Origin of the sequence: Paenibacillus alginolyticus DSM 5050 = NBRC 15375 (assembly GCF_000422905.1) — a bacterium.
Classification (GTDB): Bacteria; Bacillota; Bacilli; order Paenibacillales; family NBRC-103111; genus Paenibacillus_E; species Paenibacillus_E alginolyticus.
Genome location: NZ_KE383949.1, coordinates 147,641 through 166,597 on the forward strand (window position 1 = coordinate 147,641; position 18,957 = coordinate 166,597).

Below are 18,957 nucleotides of genomic sequence, written 5' to 3' on the forward strand. Positions count from 1 at the left end.
ATGTATGATGAATTCCAAGACTCAACCAATGTCAGCAGCATCAAGTGCTATACCCTACCGTTGGTGGGCGCTTATCGCGCTTGCGCTTGCACAATTCCTTGTCGTACTGGATGCGTCCATCGTAAATATTGCACTTCCGTCGTTGGGGGCGGAACTTCACCTGGATACAACTACGCTTAGTTGGGTGATCACGGCTTACGTATTGCCGTTCGGAGGGCTGCTGCTCTTGGGCGGGAGACTTTCCGACCGGTACGGACATCGCAGGTTATTTATCGCTGGGGTCGCTGGATTCGCGAACTCGGGAGCGTGGCTGTTGACTTCAAGAGCGGTGCAAGGCGCTTCGGCCGCTCTTCTCGCTCCCGCGGCTCTTGCTCTTCTCACCAAGCTTTTCATGGATCCGCAGGATCGGGCGAAGGCCCTTGGCATCTGGGGTGCTGTTGCCGGCATTGGCAGCGCCGCAGGCGTATTGCTAGGAGGAGTACTGACTTCTTCTTTCGGATGGCCATCTGTGTTCTTCGTGAATGTTCCTATAGGCCTATTGGTTATTGTTGCAACACCGTTACTCATCGCGAAAGATAAGCCAGGCGAACGTGCAAGTCTGGATATGCCTGGAGCAGCCGCGGTTACTGCCGGCATCGTAACCTTAGTGTTCGCGCTCTCTGAAACCGAACGAGTTGGATGGACATCTCCGCTGACGTTGACGCTTGCTGGTGTATCTGTTTTGCTTCTCGCCGCGTTTGTCTTCATCGAGCGAAGCGCCAAGAACCCACTTATGCCGCTAGGTGTATTTCGCAACAAGTCGGTATTAGGCGACAATCTGGAAATGTTCCTTATTGGAGGAGCGACGACAGGACTATTCTTCGCACTCTCGGTCTATATGCAGCAGGTGCTTCACTATGACGCAATGAAGGCGGGGCTTACCCAGCTTCCGCTCGCCGGAGCGCTAGTTGTAATAGCGGGAGCCGTGCCGGCACTTGTCAAGAAGCTCGGAACGCGACGGACGCTTGCCGCTTCATTGCTTCTGCTTGCCGCAGGCTTGATCTGGCTGTCTTTAGCACCAAGTGATGCATCGTTTGCGGTTCATCTGCTTGGACCTAGTATCGTGATCGGAATTGGGCTCGGAGGGGCTTTCGTCGCCGGGACGGAATTGTCGGTCCATGGCGTAGCCGACAGTGAAGCGGGTATGGCCAGCGGACTTGTCAATACGAGCCAGCAAATTGGAGGAGCCATTGGGCTTGCTGTATTAGCGACCATCTCGTCGACCAGAACAAGAGATTTATTGAGTAATGGAATAGCCGAGCCGCAAGCGCTGACTAGTGGTTTCGCATGGGTGTTTCTCGGGGCGGCCGCCTTCTCCATCATAGGTGCGGTTATTGTCCTCAAGGTGGTTCGGCCTTCCTTATCACGTCAAAATATTGATGAATCAATTACTAAACGAGTTAGAGGGTGATCGGCCATGGTGAAGAAGAAAAGCTCTAAACGTTCGTTCTACTTGGGAGTCCCTCTGCTGCTCCTGATCGGTGTGATAGTAAGCATATATTTCTGGCAAATGCGGCTTCAAAAACCGATGGAGGTCAATATGGCCAACCATGAGCATAGCTCAGGCGCTATGTCTGAAGCGGCCATGCATACGCATTCTGCGACCGGTGTTTCCTGTGACTCGATTGTGCCCAAGGAGACTTCAGGGCCGACCCGCAAGTTCGATCTGACGGCCGCAAAGACGGTTCTGCAACTGGATAATGGAAAAGCGGTCGATGCATGGACCTTCAACAACACTTCTCCGGGTCCTGAGCTTCGCGTCACAGAAGGTGACCGCGTCGTCGTTACGCTCCGCAACAAGGATATCGAGGACGGCGTTACGCTTCACTGGCACGGGATCAACGTTTCTTGCTCGCAGGATGGCGTTGCGGGGGTGACGCAGGACGCGGTGCAGCCCGGGGAACAGTTTACGTATACTTTTGTCGCGTCGGCTCCAGGTACTTATTGGTATCATTCCCATCAGATGAGCTCCGTTCAGGCGAAGAAGGGCCTCCTTGGCTCGATTATCGTCGAACCCCGTGATAAGTCCGCTCTGCTCTCCTCCGCGAAGGAGGTAACCGCGCTTTATCAGCGGTTGGATTCCAGTATGCTGTTGAACGGCAGCGCCAAGGGACTGAACGTGCCGGGTAAAGCAGGCGAACAAGTAAGGCTGAGGCTAACCAATGGAGACAACGAAACGATGAACTTCTCGGTCGACGGGGCTCCTTTTCAAGTAATCGCGATGGACGGCCACGATTTGCATGAACCCGGCCTCTTGAACGGCACGAACATTCCGGTAGGTGCCGGCCAACGCTACGATCTGCTCATCAAGCTTCCCGAATCGAGCAAGGTCATTGTAAGAAATCAATCGGCCAAAGGTCTGTCGATTACGCTCGGTAGTGGCAGCGAACCGGGACCGACGGAGGGCGGGGCGATGTTCTCGTTCGTCGATTATGGCACCCCGCTGCCGGACGATCCGAGCAGTAACCGCAGGCCTGACCGAAGCTTCGATCTAAGGCTTGGCCAATCCCTCTTCGTCAAAACGATCAACGGCCGTTCTTTCCACGAAATCCCTCCCATGAACGTGAAGGAAGGAGAGCGCGTGAATATTACTCTCGTCAATGAGGGAGGCGGTGATCATCCGTTCCATACGCACGGCCATACCTTCCGTGTGCTTAGCAAAAACGGAATCCCATTGAAGGGCAGCCCCGTCTATCTGGATACGCTTCTGTTGAAAGATGGCGAAACCTACGAGGTGCAGCTGATGGCCGATAATCCGGGCTTGTGGATGGCGCATTGCCACAATCTTGGGCATGCCTCGATGGGGATGACCATGATGATGAACTATGAGGGAATCACGACGCCATATAGGGGTGGAACCAAGTCGGGCAACCTTCCCGATCTATGAAATCGATCATAAATAAATTAAATGAGGAGTGATCAAGATGAAAAAAGCAATGGTTGTAAGAATAGGCAAGGGAATCGGCAGCGCGCTGATTGAGAGATTAATCGGGGTTGGTGTCGATGTTGTCGCTTACTCCGGGTCACGACGCAAGCTAACGGCTTTGGAGGAAGCACTTGCTCATTCCCCGCAATTGCGTACGGTGCTAGGGGATGCCCATGATCCAGAAGGTCTGCTTGCCGCCGCTGGGGATGGAGTCGACGTTATCTTCTGTGGTATTTATTTGACTTATGACGAGAATCCGGAGAAGGCTAGGCAGATGCTCGAGGCCATCGAAATGGTCTCTGAGAAAACTGGCGCCAAAGTGGTTACGATCGAAGGAATCTATCGTCCAGCAGGTGAAAATGAGGAAGCGTTGTGTTCCGATGCACGGTATATGCGTCTGTTAAGTCCGGAGCTATATGGGGCGGATGTCTCAAATACGATCATTCACTATCAGCTCAAAAAAATCGCGCAAGGTAAAGCGGTCAAATTGATGACCGACCCAGCAATCCGAAGAGAGTATTTGTATGTGGTCGATGCCGCCCAAGATGCCGTGGAGCTTGCCTCACAAGACTCCTCGTTCGGAGAAACATGGCGTCTGCTTGGCGGACCGCCCATTACGGCAGAGGAGCTGATCGGAATCGCAGGTTCGGTCGTTCGCACCATCCCACGCTTCGAAAGAATCGGCGGTTGGAAGCTGAGACTGCTTCAATGGCATGAGCCAAGAGCGAAGGAGATTCTGGATTGCTACGATGGAGGTGGCCGCAACGATCAGGAATATGGACTTGAGTATGTAGGAAGCGGTGTGGCTACGTCCTATGAAGCGGGTATTGCCGCAACCGTTTCGGGTATAAAGGCGAAGAATCGTCAGGTTAATGATCGGTCGGAATAACTAAATAAAGTGATTCCTTTGGAAAAAACAATGAAACTAATTTATAAGCAGATGTAATATGTCGAAAAGATCGTTTAAGTTAACCGCATTGATAAGCATTATTTTATTAATATCCATTCTGATTGTCGGGGTCATTTATAGAACAACAACGGATAAATCCAATCGGGGCAACTTTGATGTGGACCGCAACGCCCAGGTTATAGTCGACCTTTCCATCGTCATCGACGCTCCGCTGCAGACCGTATGGCAGCTACAGACCGGCATTGACCAGTGGCCTACCTGGCAGAAAGACATCACCCAGGCGCGGATGTCCGGTCCACTCGCAGCCGGCAGCTCTTTGAACTGGGAAACCCACGGGCTGCCCGTCGTCTCCACCATCCGCGAGGTAGACCCTATGCGGCGCATTGTCTGGGGCGGCCCAGCACTTGGCATCGACGGCGTCCACGTGTGGACATTCAAATCGACTCCCAACGGAGTCGTCGTACACACCACTGAGTCTTGGGACGGCCCGCCAGTGGCTGCCGATCCCGAAGGCATGCGTGCGGCACTCACGTCCTCGCTCACTGCTTGGCTCGACGTTCTTAAGACAACTGCCGAGGCAGCCAACAAATGATCCCGTGCGGCCCGCCTCGTGATCCACGACGAGTGACTGAGCGAGCCGTTCACGGGATATGCACAGCCCGGAAATGCCGTACAAAGCTTCAGCTTCCCAGCCGTAAACGCACGCTACGTGAAAGTGGAAGGCACGAATCTGCGACCTAATCCGAGTGATGCGAATCGGTATCGGATGGCTTTTGCCGAGGTAGAGCTCTACGGATAGAACGACGAAATGACCTGCTGAGGCTGTTGGCCTATTAGCGGGTCATTTTTTGTCGAAAATATCATTTTTTTATCCGAAATATGGTAGCATTCCCGCTGGTTTTCAGCTAGACTGAAGGAAGCTATTTACGAATATCATGTTAAATTGGGGTGGCAGCATGGCGAAAAAAGGTTTATCTATTGGGAAAAAGGCAGCACCATTTCGACTAGATTCTACACAAGGCATTAAGGGACTGGAAGATTTCAAGGGCAAGCCGTTAGTGATTATTTTCTTGCGTGGAACATGGTGCCACAATTGCCAGAAACAGATGCCGGAGTTAAATGAGCATTATGAACGATTTTTGGAAAAGGGCGTAAATCTCATTGCTATCGCTGGACAAAAGCTAGCCAACATCAAAGATTATGTAAATGCGAATGGCATCAAATTCCCCATTCTTTCGGACGAAACGAGAGATGTCATAAAGTCTTATGAGGTTTTCACGCCAATTAAATGGGACTCATTCCGAATTGCGATTCCAAGCACGTATATTATTGATGAACATCAAACGATTCGCTATTCCTATATTGGTGAGAACCAAGCGGACAGACCGTCTGCGAAAGAGATTTTAGAAGTGATAGATACCCTTTCTATTGTTTCTGATCAGGATAGCTCGATTCAAGAGGAGCTTCCGGTTTTCTTAGCGAATATGAAATCCACCCTTCAACACGTGAATACTTCTGCTGCCTATGTGACGAAGAGTATAGAAAACAATTTACATAATATTGAGGGACTTAAGAAAGCTTCTCTAGGCAACTATGAGCAGTTAGAGGAGTTTGTGAGCGTATATGAGAAAAAGTCTGAGGAATTAAACCAATATAGTCATCAGTTGAACACAACATCGGATGAATTCACGGATATTCAGCAGTTGAATCAACAACTAAGTCATAACATTCAAACGACACGCGGTTTGATGGATGAGTTAATTAGTATGACCCTTGTCGTTAATGAGATGAGTGAGGTCATCTCCAAAATCTCCCGACAAACCAAAATCCTAGCGCTCAATGCATCCATTGAAGCTGCGCGTGCTGGCGAGCATGGCAAAGGCTTCGCTGTAGTAGCCCAGGAAGTGAGCAAACTGGCTCATGGAACGGAGGAGTCGGCAGGCAACATCACAGCGCAACTGCAAGCGATTGATGAGAAAATCAATGAAAGCTTCTCGTCTTTCTCTACGTTTGAAGATACGATGAATACGGTTAGAGAACGAATTTCCGTAAACACAACTCAAATCCTTACCATATCGGATGGCGTTAAAGTAATCGCCAATGACACGCTGCAGCTAGGTGCCGAACTGAACCATATCAAGGATAGCCAGCACCAAGCGCAAATTGATCTGAGTAAAATTGGCGAAGTGGAAACGACGATAAATAATGAAGTAAGTGAAATTTTACAGGATATGCACTATCATGTGGAACAATTGAATGCTTTGGATGAGAGAACAAAAAAGACGAAATAATGTTCGCCAGAGTAATTGAAAACACCTTTTCATGTACGCATTCTTGCGTAGGTGGGAACGGTGTTTTTTGCCTTTCCTGATGGCGAAGTCATCAAGAAAGGCCTTTATTTGTAAATACAAAGGGAACGACGATGCGCTATTCGCCTAAATAGCAGCCTTTTTGAGCGTTATGGGAACGTGAGTGCATTATTTATCCGTTTCATGCTGAAAGTCGGCTCTCAATGGGAATATAGCGGATCGACGTTCCGCAACGCTTGTATTATTGCCACTTTTGAGCAAAATAGAGCACCAACGTTCCCAGTCAAGTCGAGAGTAAGGGAAAGCCTTATAACAAAACGGGCTGCCCCAGTTCCACGGATTTGTAACCCGCTAAGGCGACAACAGTTGAACGTAATCCATCTTCTCCAGTGATCGGTACCTGTTCGCCATTGAGTAAGGCATGAACAAAGTCCTTCACTAAGTAATCATCCATGGAGTCTCCCCAGAAATTCCATACGCCCTTCCCATTTTCCAAACTATATAGCTCATTTTTTTGAGCAAAACCATCCAGTGAAAGGGTGCCTTTCGTACCGATGATCGTCATCGTCACATCTCCCCAGGTAGGGAATGCTGAGTTCCGCGACCAGCTTGTGTCTAAGACGCCAAACACGCCACTCTCGAATTTGACATGGATCATACCTGTATCATCGATATCTAGGTTTTCGTTAAATAAAGTAGCTGAATATGCGTAAACTTCTTTCACCTCAGATTGGGTAATCCAATTCATCAAGTCCATGACATGAACGGTATGATCCAACAAGGCTCCGCCGCCGGACAGCTCCGATTGGAGGAACCAACCGGAAGGAAGCGAACCGCGATTGGTTCCCTTAATGGCTATGATATCACCGATCTCGCCATGCTCGACCGCTTCCTTCGCTTTAATAACCGAAGCCAAATACCGGCATGGAAATGCCGTCATAAGCTGAACGCCGTTTTCTTTACAGGCGGAAATCATAGCTTCCATCTCGGAGACGGAAATGCCAAGCGGCTTTTCACAAAGCACGTGCTTGCCGGATTTCGCCGCCGCAATTGTTATCTCTGCATGACGGGCATTTTCCGAGCAAATGACGACTGCGTCAAAATCTCTAGCGAGCAAATCCTGATAATTTTCATAATATGGCAAGCCATAATTGGTTGTTACTTCCTCAACTCGGCCTTTGATTTCGTCTGCGATGCCAACGATTTCGACATTCGACATGGCTCTGAGTGAATTCAAATAAGAGTATGCATGGCCGTGTGCAAAACTGATCATACCTACTTTTAATTTCTTCATGCTGTCTCCTCCCCGAGCTTTGAGCTCGTCTGCAGCTGAACAGACTTTCCTGTCCGAACCGATTCCAGCGCAGCCATGGTAATTTCCAAAGCTTTATAAGCATCGTTAGCCGTTACGATGGGCTCGCTTCCATCTCGAATGCATTGAATGAAATGAGATAATTCCAACTCATAAGGGCTGTTAAATCCCGGACTTTGCGGAACTTCGGCGAACCGTCTGTCTTCTGAATCGGAAGGGGCCTTGCAGATTTGCAGAGAACTGCTTTTTTGGCTGTCGCTGCGTATGATGCCTTTGCTGCCCGCAATTTCCGCAGCGGTTTGGAAAGGTCCATGATATCCCCAAAATGCTTCCAGATTGGCCACTGCCCCGTTTTCAAAAAGAAGAGTAACCAGAGCGTAGTCGATATCATTTACGCGTTGATTCAAGCCATATACCGACTTCACTTCACCGATGGCTGAGCGAAAAAAGTCGATATCGTGTATCATGAGATCTGCAATGACGCCGCCGCTTTTATCCGCATCGTAGAACCAAGGTCTGAGATTCCCGGGATGTGAGCCTATCCGTTTGGCATGAGCTACGCCGACTCGCCCTAACTTCCCTTCATCGATGGCTTGCTTCATTTGCGCATATTCAGGGAAAAAACGAACAACGTGTCCGACAAAAAGACGAACGCCATTTTGTTCGCAGCTGCGGATCATCGCTTCTGCATCCTCTAAATTCAGCGCAAGCGGTTTTTCACAAATGACATGTTTTCCGGCTTCTGCCGCTTTCAACGTATATTCTTTATGTAAGAAGCTTGGCAATGTCACACTGACGACCTCGAAATCTGTCTCGCTCAGCATGGTTTCAAAGGAAGTAAAAGCGGGTGCCCCCGTTTTCTTTGATAGCTCTTGCGCTAGCTCAAAATCCGTATCGCAGACGCCAACCAGCTTCACATCCGGCATGTTCGCGTAACAGAAGGCATGTACATTTCCCATTCCCCCGCAACCGAGTATGGCTACTTTCATGTAAAATTCACTCCTTACTTTATTGTATAAATATGTTTAACTAAGTTATATGATATACGTATTGCTGGATACCGTATATGCGGACATTTATTCTTTTTATATCCATATTAGTGCTGATTGAAAGTGCGGTGATTGAAATATATGGAAATTTTTAAAGAGCCGATCCCCTACCAGAACCCGTCGTTATGCATGAAGGTGTGGCGATTTACCCAGTCGGGAAAAGAACAGAAAGACTTAAATCCTTGGCATTACCATAAAGAGGTTGAGTTCATTTTGGTTGAAGAAGGGACTCACGAAATTCAGACGCCTAATCGCGTCTACTCGCTTAATGCCGGGGATATTGTGGTTATCGGTTCTTCCCAATTGCATAGAGGACGAAAGATCGGCGATAAGGATCTCGTCTATATCGTGCTGCACATCGACCTGCAGCCTTATTTCGATCCGGCTATGATGATGTATTACCGGCACTTTTTGGAAATATTTCATCCTTTAGAAGAGCTGAATTACATTTTCCGGGAAAATGAAAAGGTGAAGAGGGAAATTGGCATGATCATCACAGATACACATAATGAGGTTATGGGGAAAAATAAAGGCTATGAAATCGCAGTCAGCATGCATATTAAGCATCTGCTCTTGCTGCTGCTTCGCCATGACAACCGGGAATTATTAATGACGCATGTCAATGTTGATGCGGATGCTGATATTATTCGATCGCTAGTAGCTTTTGTGGATGAACATTTGACTGAGAAAATAGACATGGGAGCGGCAAGCCAAATTGCCGGCATGAGTTACTCCTACTTCTCGAAATATTTCAAAAAAAAAATGGGATCCTCGTTTACGGATTACGTCAATCAAAAACGTATTTCCAAAGCGGAGCGGATGCTCGTTACCGAAACCCGGAGTGTGGGTGAAATTGCCGAATCTGTTGGGATCGAGAATATGGCCCATTTTTACGAGTTGTTCAAACGATTCAAAGGGTGTACACCTAAACAATATCTTCGCAAAATGAGTGCGGACAGCCAAATCAAGTAAGTCCATCGATACAAAAAAAGGTTGACAACGACTAGGAATTGTTTGAATATTTATATAAAACAAACCTGAAACAAACTAGAAAGTATGAGTTTTTGGATTAATCAATAAAATAATGAATCAGAATAGAACCAGAGTGGAAGAGGGCTATAAGATCGCAAGGAGGACATCCCATGATCGAGATTCGTACAATGAGTAAAAACGAAATGGAGCAGGCTGTTCGTCTCTCCGATGAAACATTTCGCGATACCAAGCAAGTTTCCATGTTGACAGCGTTTCCAACTGTGTTCGACGCACGCCTCAATCAGTCATTCGGCGCATTTGAAGGGGAGAAGCTTGTCGCTTTCATGGGATTAGTTCCTTCCGTCATCCGTATCGCAGCCGCTAAACTGAGCGTGTTATCTCTTGGTTCCGTATGCACGCACCCTGACTATCGGGGAATGAAAATCGCTTCTACTATGCTGCAGGAAGTGTTAGTGCACGCCGACCGCATCGGATCAAGTGTGCTGCTAGTTTCGGGGGACGGTCCACTTTATATGCGCAGTGGCTGCCATCATTTTGGCAGAGTTACACGCTTCGTTTTATCCGCTAATCAGGAGAAACTTCGGTCGTTCACTGCCAATCCTGACTTCGCTATTCGACGTATTCGTTCTGAGGATTGGTTCCGACTTCATGATGCTGCTTCCAATCGTACAGTCAGATATGAGCAAGGGGTGACAGAACTTGCAGCCCTGATCGATAGTGAAGCCATCGCAAGCTGTTGTCATATGCAGCATGCTGTGTTTGCAGCATTCGAATCGGATAGTATCGCTGCCTATGCCGTCATCGCCGTACCTATGCAGGGAGGAGATGGGAAAGAAGAAGCTCCCTTTGTTGTAGAATGGGGAGGCGGCGCAGAAGCATTGGCTGCTGTTTTCCATCATGTTTTACGTGAACAGAAGCTGGACTGCCTCGAAGTTCCGGTTCTGTGGTACGAAACTGAGCTATTGCAAGTACTGGCGGAGTTCCCGAATAAGAAGATGAGGAACCATGGAACTGTTCATATCGTTAATCCGGAGCGGTTATATAGCGAACTATTGCCTTATTTGAAAGAGAAATCTTCAGCGGCCGCATCCAGATTAAGCCTTCGTAGGTCGTCGGACGGTGGAGCCACTCTCTTAATGGACGGTGAGGAAGCGGCTATCTTGAACGGGGAGGAGCTCGTTGCTTTATTGTTCGATCCGGAAGTTGAGATTAACGTTCCCGAGCCGCTGCAAGACTTGTTAGACAAGCTGTTTCCCGTTCCGTTTCCACATGCGGGAGGGTTGAATTTTGTTTAACGGAGGCCATGATATGATCCAACTATCCAACCTGGAAGAGCTGCTGGCGTATAAACCGAATCCTATTGAAGATGGTCAGCTTGTGTACGTAGATGGTTATTATCAAAAGGGTGACGGCGGCGGCAAGCTTGTTCGCTGGATGGCTTGCAGCACCAAAGCTGACAACGGCGGGACGATTCATGATCCTCTTATCGGAAGCAGCGGTCGATGGGAAACTGTTCATAACGGGGTAGGTGATTTCCGATGGTTTGGTATTCTGGATGCGACGAAGAATGCGGACGACGCGATGGATGCAATGGTGAACGATTCTTCGATTCACCTGATCGAGACGCATACGGACCTTAACTTTGCCAGACGGCATACGTACGACCGCAGCGACATCGAGCTTAACTTCTTCGGACATACTGTCACCACGAAGGGCATCGAGTTAAATACGAAAAGCAATCCATTCGGAGCCGTTATTTTCTTCCAAGGGAAGGCATCCGGCGAAGTGCAGACTCTTACGCTTTCTGCAGAGCTTCCGGAGCAAACGGATGTGCTGGAAGTGTTCGATTCGGCATCTTTTGAGGTGGACGACTGGTGGCTAGTCAGGGTTAAGAACAATCCGGAAGGCAATGCGCAGCGCGAGCTGGATTATATGCTGCAGATCACTGAAATAATGGACGATAGCCATGTCCGGGTTAATTACAAGCTCGGCTGGACGCTTGCTGTGGGTCGGGAGATCACTTTCAAGAAGATGAATCCTGTCTTCCGCAGCCATGTGCGGAATATGAATTTTATTGGTGTCTCGGTGCCGAATAATGGATCTACAAGCGAAAAACCATTTGATACCTGGGACCAAATAGGGTCACATCCGATCGCCTACGAATTCGCCGTAGCGTGCAATGTCGTTGATGTCAATGCGACGAAAGTATTCTGGCCTGTCATCGAGCGGCGATACTGTACGCATTATGTCACGGAGCGCTGTAGGCTAACCAATCCCGAGGAAGTGATTTGGGGCGGCACCGGTTACCTGACCCAGCAGCTGAACGTGCTGTACGGACATGTCCGTGATTGCCATACAAGCAATGCGCGTCACCTGAATGATTTTACATGTGCAGCTTACTGCATGGTGGAAAACTGCCACGGTGATGGCGACGAACACGGTTCGTTCGTTACGCACGGCCAATACGAGCATGATCTCACGTATATCGGCAATTCGGGTTTGTTATCGTTTGCCAATAGCGGTACGACGTGGGGAGATAGTGCGAAACGGATCACTGTCAAAAAGCACACCGGCTCGCGGGTGGTTGCGCATAAGCGAATTACCGATTTGACGCTGGAGGATGTTCATGCAGTCTGGAAAGAAGGGCTGGTTGATTCCGGCACGATTTGGGCCAACGCGGATGGCCTGCAAATGAGAGGATGCACGGCTGACACGATGCTTACTCTCTCGCAGAGTTCTGCCCGTTCGAAACGAGGCAATCTCGCTGACGGTTGTTCTTTTGGCATGACGAAGGATGCAGAAATCGCTCGGCTTCCCGGAACCGCCCATGCAGGCTTTCGTCCAGTCATAGCGGACTTCGTCATGCAAAATTGCCATTTTCACAACGTAGATCATAATACGATCGGCAGTATACAACGTCTGGTGCTGATTAACACCTGGTTTAAAGGAGCTTCTCCAGAAGCAGGTGCGATTCAAGTCGGGTGTGCCGAGGTCATCATGCAAGGCGGCGGTTTCGACAATTGCGGCATCAAGCTGGTGGGCGTATTTGATTCGGGTGTGACGGGAACGAACGACCAGTCGATTACGGTAGATGGCGGAGCGTTGTTCAGCGGAACGAATGCGGAGAAGGCATTTTTAAAGAGCGGGAATACGAGTGGAACCGTGACGTGGATCTTCGGTGATTGCAAGAGTTCGGCATCAGATGAAGACATGGCACATTTTAGCATCCAAGGTGGCAGCAATAAATTGCGAGCGATGGGCTCGCGCTTCACGGGCGGCAAGTATGAAGTTGCGGATGGATCGTTTGGCAGCGATTCCTATTTACTGATGATGGCTTGCGTCGAAGAAGGTGTTGACCGATCCTCGCTCCCAGAGGAAAGTGATGTATTGAAACACGTGGCAGGAAACATGATCATTTCCAAATAGCGGTTGTAACAATGCTTGAAGTCTGTCTTTCATTAGACAGGCTTTTTCGCTTTGTGAATAGCGTGTGTTAATTAACGTGACATGTTTGTTTGAGGTTAATTTATATGTAATATAATCTAACATTGAAAGCGATTTCAATCTAAAAAAGTGATTGACAATAAACATTACGGTTATTTATAATGAAAATAAATCAGGAACAAATCACAAAACATTATTTGATCCAAACTAGTGCACATATTAAATCAGATGTAAACCAGAAAGAGGTTGGAGTTATGAGAGCAGTGAAGGGGATAAACGGGTCAGCGCAATTATTGGAACTTCCGAACCCGGGAATGATACCTCAATTTGTCAAAGTGAAAACGGATTATTCCGTCGTGAGCGTAGGTACCGAGTTGATGATGATACAAAATAATGAGGATGCAAATTTGGGCTACAGCGCTAGCGGCATTGTTATGGAGGTTGGGGAAGGTGTGACCCACGTCGTTCCCGGACAACGAGTCGCGTGTTATGGAGTGCCTGCCCACCGAGAGTTTCTGCTCGTGCCGAAGTATTTGGTAGCGCCGATACCGGAAAGCGTTACATTGCAAGAGGCCGCATTTGTCGGCATTGGTGCGATTGCCATTCATGCCCTGCGTCAAGCCGGTCTGAGCTTCGGGGAAACGATTATCATAGCGGGGCTTGGCATACTAGGGCAGGTGATCGCTCGTATTGCACATGCTGCATCCTACAGGGTGATTGGTTTAGAATTGATGGAGGAGCGCTGCCGAACACTCGAAGCAATCGGAGCGATAGCTTGCCGTTCACAAGAGGAGCTTCAGAGGGTTGTTGAATCTGATCCTTCTATTATAGGAGCGGATGCCGTCATGCTCTGTGCGAGCAACCGGAAGTACAGTATGATGGATGATGCGATTGGTTGGCTTCGCGACCGTGGTCGCGTAGTCATTGTCGGAGACACAGGAACGGAATTCGATCGGGATCTGCTTTTTATGAAAGAGGCGAGCGTTCATATCTCACGTGCTGGAGGCCCTGGACGCTATGAAGATACTTATGAGCAGCGAGGGGTCGACTACCCAATAGGCTACGTTCGTTGGACGGAGGGTAGAAATATGGGAGAGTTCCTGCGATTAATGGCGGAGAAGCGGATTGACATGCAATCGCTCATCACCCATGAATGTGCCCTCGACGATTTGCCCTCCATGTATCAAAGCTGCTTAGAAAAGCCGCAGAATTCAATGGGCATTGTCGTCCGATACGCCAAACTCGATACCGTTCAAGTTGCCTTTGACAAATTATGAAGGGGGTGATGGGGTATGCGAACAAACGTTAATATGATTTCCAGTGACCAACCTGCAAAAAAGCGGATGACCACGCATGTTTGGAAAACGTTTCTCCGCTACAAATGGCTGTATTTACTTATGGTCCCAGGAATCGGTTATTACATCATTTATCACTATGTGCCTATGTTTGGACTTGTGATCGCGTTTAAGAAGTACAACCTGATGAAGGGATTATGGGGTAGTGAGTGGGTTGGTTTCGACAACTTTCGGATGATTTTCTCGTCGCCGGAATTTCCGTCTCTGATGCGCAATACGATTCTGATCAGTGTGTACCGCATTTTGTTCAACATGCTTCCAGACGTTATGCTGGCACTTATTCTTAACGAGATTCGGGCTCCTTGGTTTAAAAGGGTCGTACAAACGATCACCTACGGGCCTCACTTCTTGTCGTGGATCATTGTTTATGGTCTTGTATTTTCTTTCTTCGCGCCCGGTGCGGGGCTTGTCACGACGTTTTTTCGCGATATGGGTTGGGGTGAGCTTGATGTGCTTACCAACTCGGAATATTTTCGTTCACTGCTAGTTACGTCGGATATTTGGAAAAGTACGGGCTTCGGCGCAATCATCTATTTGGCGGCACTGGCCTCTATTAACCACGAATTATATGAAGCAGCCGTTGTTGATGGCGCTGGTCGTTGGCGGCAGCTGTGGCATATTACATTGCCGGGTATTCGCGAAGTGTTCATTTTGCTGCTGATCCTGCGGATCGGGCACATCATGGATGCTGGCTTCGAGCAGGTATACATTTTCCTGAACGCTCGTGTTTACGATGTTGGTGATATTTTAGACACCTGGATTTTCCGTCGGGGTATCGAACAAATGGAATTCAGTGTTCCAGCAGCCATGGGCGTGTTCAAATCAGTGATCGGTCTGGTACTTGTTATTGGGGCGAACAAACTGGCCAAAAAAGTCGGCGGGTCCGGCATCTGGTAAAGGAGGCATCGTTAAATGCCATTCATACTTAAGAAAACCAAATCAGACCGCATCGTAGATGCCGTTCTTTACACAGTGCTCGCACTTTTCTGTTTGGCAACGCTGTTTCCGATCTACTTTGTTTTCGTCATGTCGATCACGCCTTATACGGAAGTGCTCAAGAACGGCGGGTTTGTAAATCTGCCGCATGCGGTTACGTTCGATGCATTCAAAACCATTTTTTCCAGCAATACGGTTCCCAAAGCGCTTCAAGTGACGATATTCATCACGGTCATTGGCACGGCGTGCAACCTTGCGATTACGACGATGCTGGCTTATCCGTTATCGAAGAAATTTTTGCCGGGGCGCAACATCGTCTTGATGGGCATCGTGTTCACCATGCTGTTCTCGGGCGGCATCATCCCTATCTACCTGACAGTGAAAGCAACCGGCTTGATGGATACGCTCTGGGCGCTTATCATTCCGGGTCTCGTATCGTCGTTTAATATTTTGATCATGAAAACCTTCTTTGAAGGCCTTCCGTATGAAATCGAGGAGGCGGCGAAGGTGGACGGCTGTAGTGACATCGGTACACTCATCCGGATCGTGCTCCCGCTCTCGCTGCCGATTATGGCGACGCTTGGACTGTTTTACGGCGTTAACCACTGGAATGCGTACTTCGGTGGCGTCATGTATTTGAATGATCGCAGTCTGTATCCGCTGCAAGTGGTGCTGCGCAACATGATTGTTTCGCCTGCCATTAGCCAGGAGCTCGCGGTTTCGCAATCTACATTGAATACGATGCCGCCGGAAACCATCAAGATGGCGACCGTCGTGGTGGCGATCGTACCTGTTCTTATCGTGTATCCGTTTCTGCAAAAATATTTCGTCAAGGGCATGCTGCTAGGCGCTGTCAAAGGGTAGTCTGGCAGCGGCTTGCCGCAAGGTCATATGGATCGCTCATTTTGAATGGGGAGGTGACATCTGGGAGAAGGATCTGCGGTGGTATGTGATCAAACGATTCAATTCAATTTACTGACATAAGCAAATGTACTCGATGGTGGTTTCATTTTCATTCTCATTCTTCGAAAACGAATAGGGAGGTCTTTTAATTGAAAACGTTCTCAAAAGTAACTACCGTATTGTTGGCGTCTTCGCTCGTGCTTGCTGCATGTTCCAATGCGAAAGAAGGGGCATCTCCGTCCTCAGCGAGCACCTCGAAAACGGCGACCGGCACAGAAGCCAAGAAGGAAAAGCTGGATTTGAAATGGATGGTCATCGCGGATGCTAGTTCCCAGCTTCCTTCGGCCGATAAAGATTTCGTGAAGACGGCGATTGAAGAGAAGTTCAATGTTTCTCTGAAAATGACTTACTTGCCGCTCGGTCAAGACTACACCAACAAGTTGAATACAATGATCGCATCCGGCGACATTCCCGATGTTTTTTATGCAGAAGGCATACCTTCTAATAACTATATCAGGGACGGTGTTGCACGCGACTTGACCGGGATTATCACACCGGCGAAAATGCCGAACTACTTCAAAAACTGGGTGACCGAAGCTAATTTGAAGTCGTATCAGGTACAAGGCGCGTTCAAGCGTGCACCCGTTCCGTACGAAACGAGCTACTACCGAACGTTCTATATTCGGAAAGACTGGCTCGATAAGCTTAATTTGAAAATGCCAACCAACTACGATGAGCTTGTTGGCGTCATGAAAGCCTTCACGTTCAACGATCCGGACGGCAATGGCAAGAACGACACATACGGCTTTACAGCGGCAGGCGGCGGCGCAAGCGTTTCGATGGACTTCCCGGAATTCCTGAATAACCGCTTGGTCGGTGATACGTACGTAGAAGGTGACCAATTCATCGACGTCCGTACCGACATCCGCATGCAAAAAGTGCTTACCGATATTAAGAGTCTACTGGATATGAAAGTGGTCGATCCGGACTGGTTCCTGAACAAGTACGGCCAACACTTCGATAAAGCAGCACAAGGCAAAGCGGGTATCGTGATCGGTCAAGGCAGAGACCTTGCATTCGACAACAACCCGGCTGGTCTACAAATGAAATCGAAGGCAGCAGGGCAAACGACGGCAGACTGGGAGCCGTTCCATCCGTGGGAGAAGACCGGTACATGGGTAGAAACGATTCCGAACAATCCGTTCCTGATCAGCTCTAAAACGTCCGATGCGAAAGTGCAGCGTTCGATCGAAATTCTCGACTGGCTCGCTGGCGAAGAAGGCTTTTTGCTGACGCGATACGGTAAAGAAGGCGTTCATTACAAACGCAGCGGCAAAAATATCGAAGTTAATCAAGAGGCTTATAAGAAAGATGTTGTCGACAATAACAACTTTCTTGAAATATACGGCTGGTTTACACCACGTAAACCGGAAGTGTTCGGACTTAATGTCATCGATCCGAAAATTACGGAGCGCGACAAGAAAATCGTAGAAAAAATCAACTCGTACAAAATACTTCCGTCCGTTGGCACCGCCCTTACCGTCAAGGAAGGCATGGATATAGGCGCAATGCGCAAACGTATGAACGAGCTGCACGTTCAAATTTTGTATAAAGACAAGGACGCTTCCGCTTGGCCGCAATACCGTCAAGAGGTCATGACGAAATTCGGAGGAAAAGCAATTTTTGACAACTATGCCGAGCTTACTTCTACGGCGAAAGGTAAGACGATCAAGTTTAAAGCGGAAAACTAATACAAAGTCAGAGTGGCGAATGTTCAGCGGGTACGCTAGTGTGACGGTGCTGAGAAGTCGATTTTCGGCTTCTCAGACTCAAGTTAAGAGCTTCGGCTCGCCGAGTTCTCGCTGAAAGCGCGTTTTTCGCGCCTATTTGCTTGGAGGTGCCTGATTAAGCGCGTTTTCCGCGCTTAATCAGCACGGACGAGCGGGACTGTCTTTTAGATGCCCGCTGCAACAGAAGGGAGGCCTTCAACATGCGTTTGCAAGGTAAACGGGCACTGATTACGGGGGGTGCCAGAGGTATTGGTCAAGGCATCGCCGATAAATTCGTGCAGGAAGGGGCAAGTGTCGTACTGCTTGACTTCCGGGCGGATCAGCTCGAAGTATCCGCAGACACGATCCGGAGACATGCGCTGGAACGGGGGCAAACGGCTCAGGTAGCAACCGTCGTCTGTGACTTGAGTGTACCAGAGCAGGTGGATAAGGCTGCACAAACGGCATGGAGCTGCTGGGACGGCATCGACATTCTGGTGAACAACGCCGGTATCGCCACTCGCGAGCCGTTTGTAGACATTCCGTTATCGCGTTGGCAGCAGGTGATTAATATCAACTTGAATGCAACGTTCCAATTGAGCCAATGGGTGGCCAAGCAGATGATCGCGAATGCGGTTCAGGGTTCGATCGTCAATATGGCATCGAAGAATGGTTTGGCGGGAAGCGCTGTATTGGCTCATTACAACGCATCCAAAGGCGGCGTTGTCCTGCTTACACAGTCGATGGCCGTTGATCTAGCCGGAAATGGGATTCGCGTCAATGCAGTTGCGCCCGGCTTCATCGACACACCGCTCGACCGCGAGCTGAAGGAGAAATCGGAAGGGACGCTTGCGCTGACTGAGCGTACGCCGATGCGCCGACTTGGAACCATAGAGGAAGTGGCAACCGCTTTTCTGTTTCTGGCATCCGACGAAGCGTCCTATATTACGGGCACGACGCTTGTTGTAGACGGCGGCCATCTCGCCAATGCGTGCGATTTGTAAACATGATT

The 18,957-nt window shown here is 48.9% G+C and carries 15 protein-coding genes; 13 read left to right on the forward strand and 2 right to left on the reverse strand.

Annotated features, from left to right (window positions below; translation table 11 throughout):
• The first annotated feature begins 4 nt into the window (after positions 1 to 4).
• The 5 genes from G519_RS46945 to G519_RS48600 all read left to right on the forward strand — a co-directional run bounded on the left by G519_RS46945 (position 5) and on the right by G519_RS48600 (position 6,166).
• Positions 5 to 1,450 (forward strand): MFS transporter, encoded by a 1,446-nt coding sequence (locus tag G519_RS46945; RefSeq protein ID WP_127528010.1) that lies wholly within the window; start codon positions 5 to 7, stop codon positions 1,448 to 1,450.
• A 6-nt stretch (positions 1,451 to 1,456) separates the two neighbouring features.
• A complete protein-coding gene (locus G519_RS46950; RefSeq protein ID WP_051254171.1) occupies positions 1,457 to 2,926 on the forward strand; it encodes a multicopper oxidase family protein in 1,470 nt (489 codons plus the stop codon).
• A 37-nt stretch (positions 2,927 to 2,963) separates the two neighbouring features.
• Entirely contained in the window at positions 2,964 to 3,854 is an 891-nt protein-coding gene (locus tag G519_RS0139880; RefSeq protein ID WP_029199283.1) for a Rossmann-fold NAD(P)-binding domain-containing protein, read from the forward strand.
• Positions 3,855 to 3,912: 58 nt separating this feature from the next.
• Positions 3,913 to 4,467 (forward strand): SRPBCC family protein, encoded by a 555-nt coding sequence (locus G519_RS46955; RefSeq protein WP_084160573.1) that lies wholly within the window; start codon positions 3,913 to 3,915, stop codon positions 4,465 to 4,467.
• Between the two features lie 364 nt (positions 4,468 to 4,831).
• Positions 4,832 to 6,166, forward strand: a complete 1,335-nt coding sequence (locus tag G519_RS48600) for a redoxin domain-containing protein (RefSeq protein WP_127528012.1) — start codon at positions 4,832 to 4,834, stop codon at positions 6,164 to 6,166.
• Positions 6,167 to 6,491: 325 nt separating this feature from the next.
• Here the strand turns inward: G519_RS48600 and G519_RS0139895 are convergent, their stop codons facing one another.
• Entirely contained in the window at positions 6,492 to 7,478 is a 987-nt protein-coding gene (locus tag G519_RS0139895; protein WP_029199284.1) for a Gfo/Idh/MocA family protein, read from the reverse strand.
• The gene (locus G519_RS46965) at positions 7,475 to 8,485 is read right to left on the reverse strand and encodes a Gfo/Idh/MocA family protein (RefSeq protein ID WP_036635731.1); all 1,011 of its coding nucleotides are present in this window, start codon (positions 8,483 to 8,485) and stop codon (positions 7,475 to 7,477) included. Before G519_RS46965 ends, G519_RS0139895 begins: the two co-directional genes overlap by 4 nt.
• A gap of 141 nt (positions 8,486 to 8,626) precedes the next feature.
• Between G519_RS46965 and G519_RS0139905 the strand changes: the two genes are divergently transcribed.
• From G519_RS0139905 to G519_RS0139940, 8 genes are all read left to right on the forward strand, one after another.
• On the forward strand, positions 8,627 to 9,517 hold the full coding sequence (locus G519_RS0139905) for a helix-turn-helix domain-containing protein (RefSeq protein WP_029199285.1): 891 nt from the start codon (positions 8,627 to 8,629) through the stop codon (positions 9,515 to 9,517).
• A 170-nt stretch (positions 9,518 to 9,687) separates the two neighbouring features.
• The gene (locus G519_RS0139910; protein WP_029199286.1) at positions 9,688 to 10,833 is read left to right on the forward strand and encodes a GNAT family N-acetyltransferase; all 1,146 of its coding nucleotides are present in this window, start codon (positions 9,688 to 9,690) and stop codon (positions 10,831 to 10,833) included.
• A gap of 13 nt (positions 10,834 to 10,846) precedes the next feature.
• Entirely contained in the window at positions 10,847 to 12,964 is a 2,118-nt protein-coding gene (locus G519_RS0139915) for a peptidase C14 (RefSeq protein ID WP_127528014.1), read from the forward strand.
• Positions 12,965 to 13,236: 272 nt separating this feature from the next.
• Positions 13,237 to 14,259, forward strand: a complete 1,023-nt coding sequence (locus G519_RS0139920; protein ID WP_029199288.1) for a zinc-dependent alcohol dehydrogenase — start codon at positions 13,237 to 13,239, stop codon at positions 14,257 to 14,259.
• 15 nt (positions 14,260 to 14,274) lie between these two features.
• Entirely contained in the window at positions 14,275 to 15,234 is a 960-nt protein-coding gene (locus tag G519_RS0139925) for an ABC transporter permease (RefSeq protein WP_029199289.1), read from the forward strand.
• A 15-nt stretch (positions 15,235 to 15,249) separates the two neighbouring features.
• Positions 15,250 to 16,137: a carbohydrate ABC transporter permease gene (locus tag G519_RS0139930; RefSeq protein WP_029199290.1), complete on the forward strand. Its 888-nt coding sequence runs from the start codon at positions 15,250 to 15,252 to the stop codon at positions 16,135 to 16,137.
• Positions 16,138 to 16,325: 188 nt separating this feature from the next.
• Complete coding sequence (locus tag G519_RS0139935) at positions 16,326 to 17,927, forward strand: type 2 periplasmic-binding domain-containing protein (protein WP_029199291.1); 1,602 nt, start codon at positions 16,326 to 16,328, stop codon at positions 17,925 to 17,927.
• 239 nt (positions 17,928 to 18,166) lie between these two features.
• Entirely contained in the window at positions 18,167 to 18,949 is a 783-nt protein-coding gene (locus tag G519_RS0139940) for an SDR family NAD(P)-dependent oxidoreductase (protein WP_029199292.1), read from the forward strand.
• Positions 18,950 to 18,957 lie beyond the last annotated feature (8 nt).

Coding starts and splice junctions, on each gene's coding strand:
- G519_RS46945 (WP_127528010.1), top strand. CDS start 5: ATGATGAATTCCAAGACTCAACCAATGTCAGCAGCATCAAGTGCTATA.
- G519_RS46950 (WP_051254171.1), top strand. CDS start 1,457: ATGGTGAAGAAGAAAAGCTCTAAACGTTCGTTCTACTTGGGAGTCCCT.
- G519_RS0139880 (WP_029199283.1), top strand. CDS start 2,964: ATGAAAAAAGCAATGGTTGTAAGAATAGGCAAGGGAATCGGCAGCGCG.
- G519_RS46955 (WP_084160573.1), top strand. CDS start 3,913: ATGTCGAAAAGATCGTTTAAGTTAACCGCATTGATAAGCATTATTTTA.
- G519_RS48600 (WP_127528012.1), top strand. CDS start 4,832: ATGGCGAAAAAAGGTTTATCTATTGGGAAAAAGGCAGCACCATTTCGA.
- G519_RS0139895 (WP_029199284.1), bottom strand. CDS start 7,478: ATGAAGAAATTAAAAGTAGGTATGATCAGTTTTGCACACGGCCATGCA.
- G519_RS46965 (WP_036635731.1), bottom strand. CDS start 8,485: ATGAAAGTAGCCATACTCGGTTGCGGGGGAATGGGAAATGTACATGCC.
- G519_RS0139905 (WP_029199285.1), top strand. CDS start 8,627: ATGGAAATTTTTAAAGAGCCGATCCCCTACCAGAACCCGTCGTTATGC.
- G519_RS0139910 (WP_029199286.1), top strand. CDS start 9,688: ATGATCGAGATTCGTACAATGAGTAAAAACGAAATGGAGCAGGCTGTT.
- G519_RS0139915 (WP_127528014.1), top strand. CDS start 10,847: ATGATCCAACTATCCAACCTGGAAGAGCTGCTGGCGTATAAACCGAAT.
- G519_RS0139920 (WP_029199288.1), top strand. CDS start 13,237: ATGAGAGCAGTGAAGGGGATAAACGGGTCAGCGCAATTATTGGAACTT.
- G519_RS0139925 (WP_029199289.1), top strand. CDS start 14,275: ATGCGAACAAACGTTAATATGATTTCCAGTGACCAACCTGCAAAAAAG.
- G519_RS0139930 (WP_029199290.1), top strand. CDS start 15,250: ATGCCATTCATACTTAAGAAAACCAAATCAGACCGCATCGTAGATGCC.
- G519_RS0139940 (WP_029199292.1), top strand. CDS start 18,167: ATGCGTTTGCAAGGTAAACGGGCACTGATTACGGGGGGTGCCAGAGGT.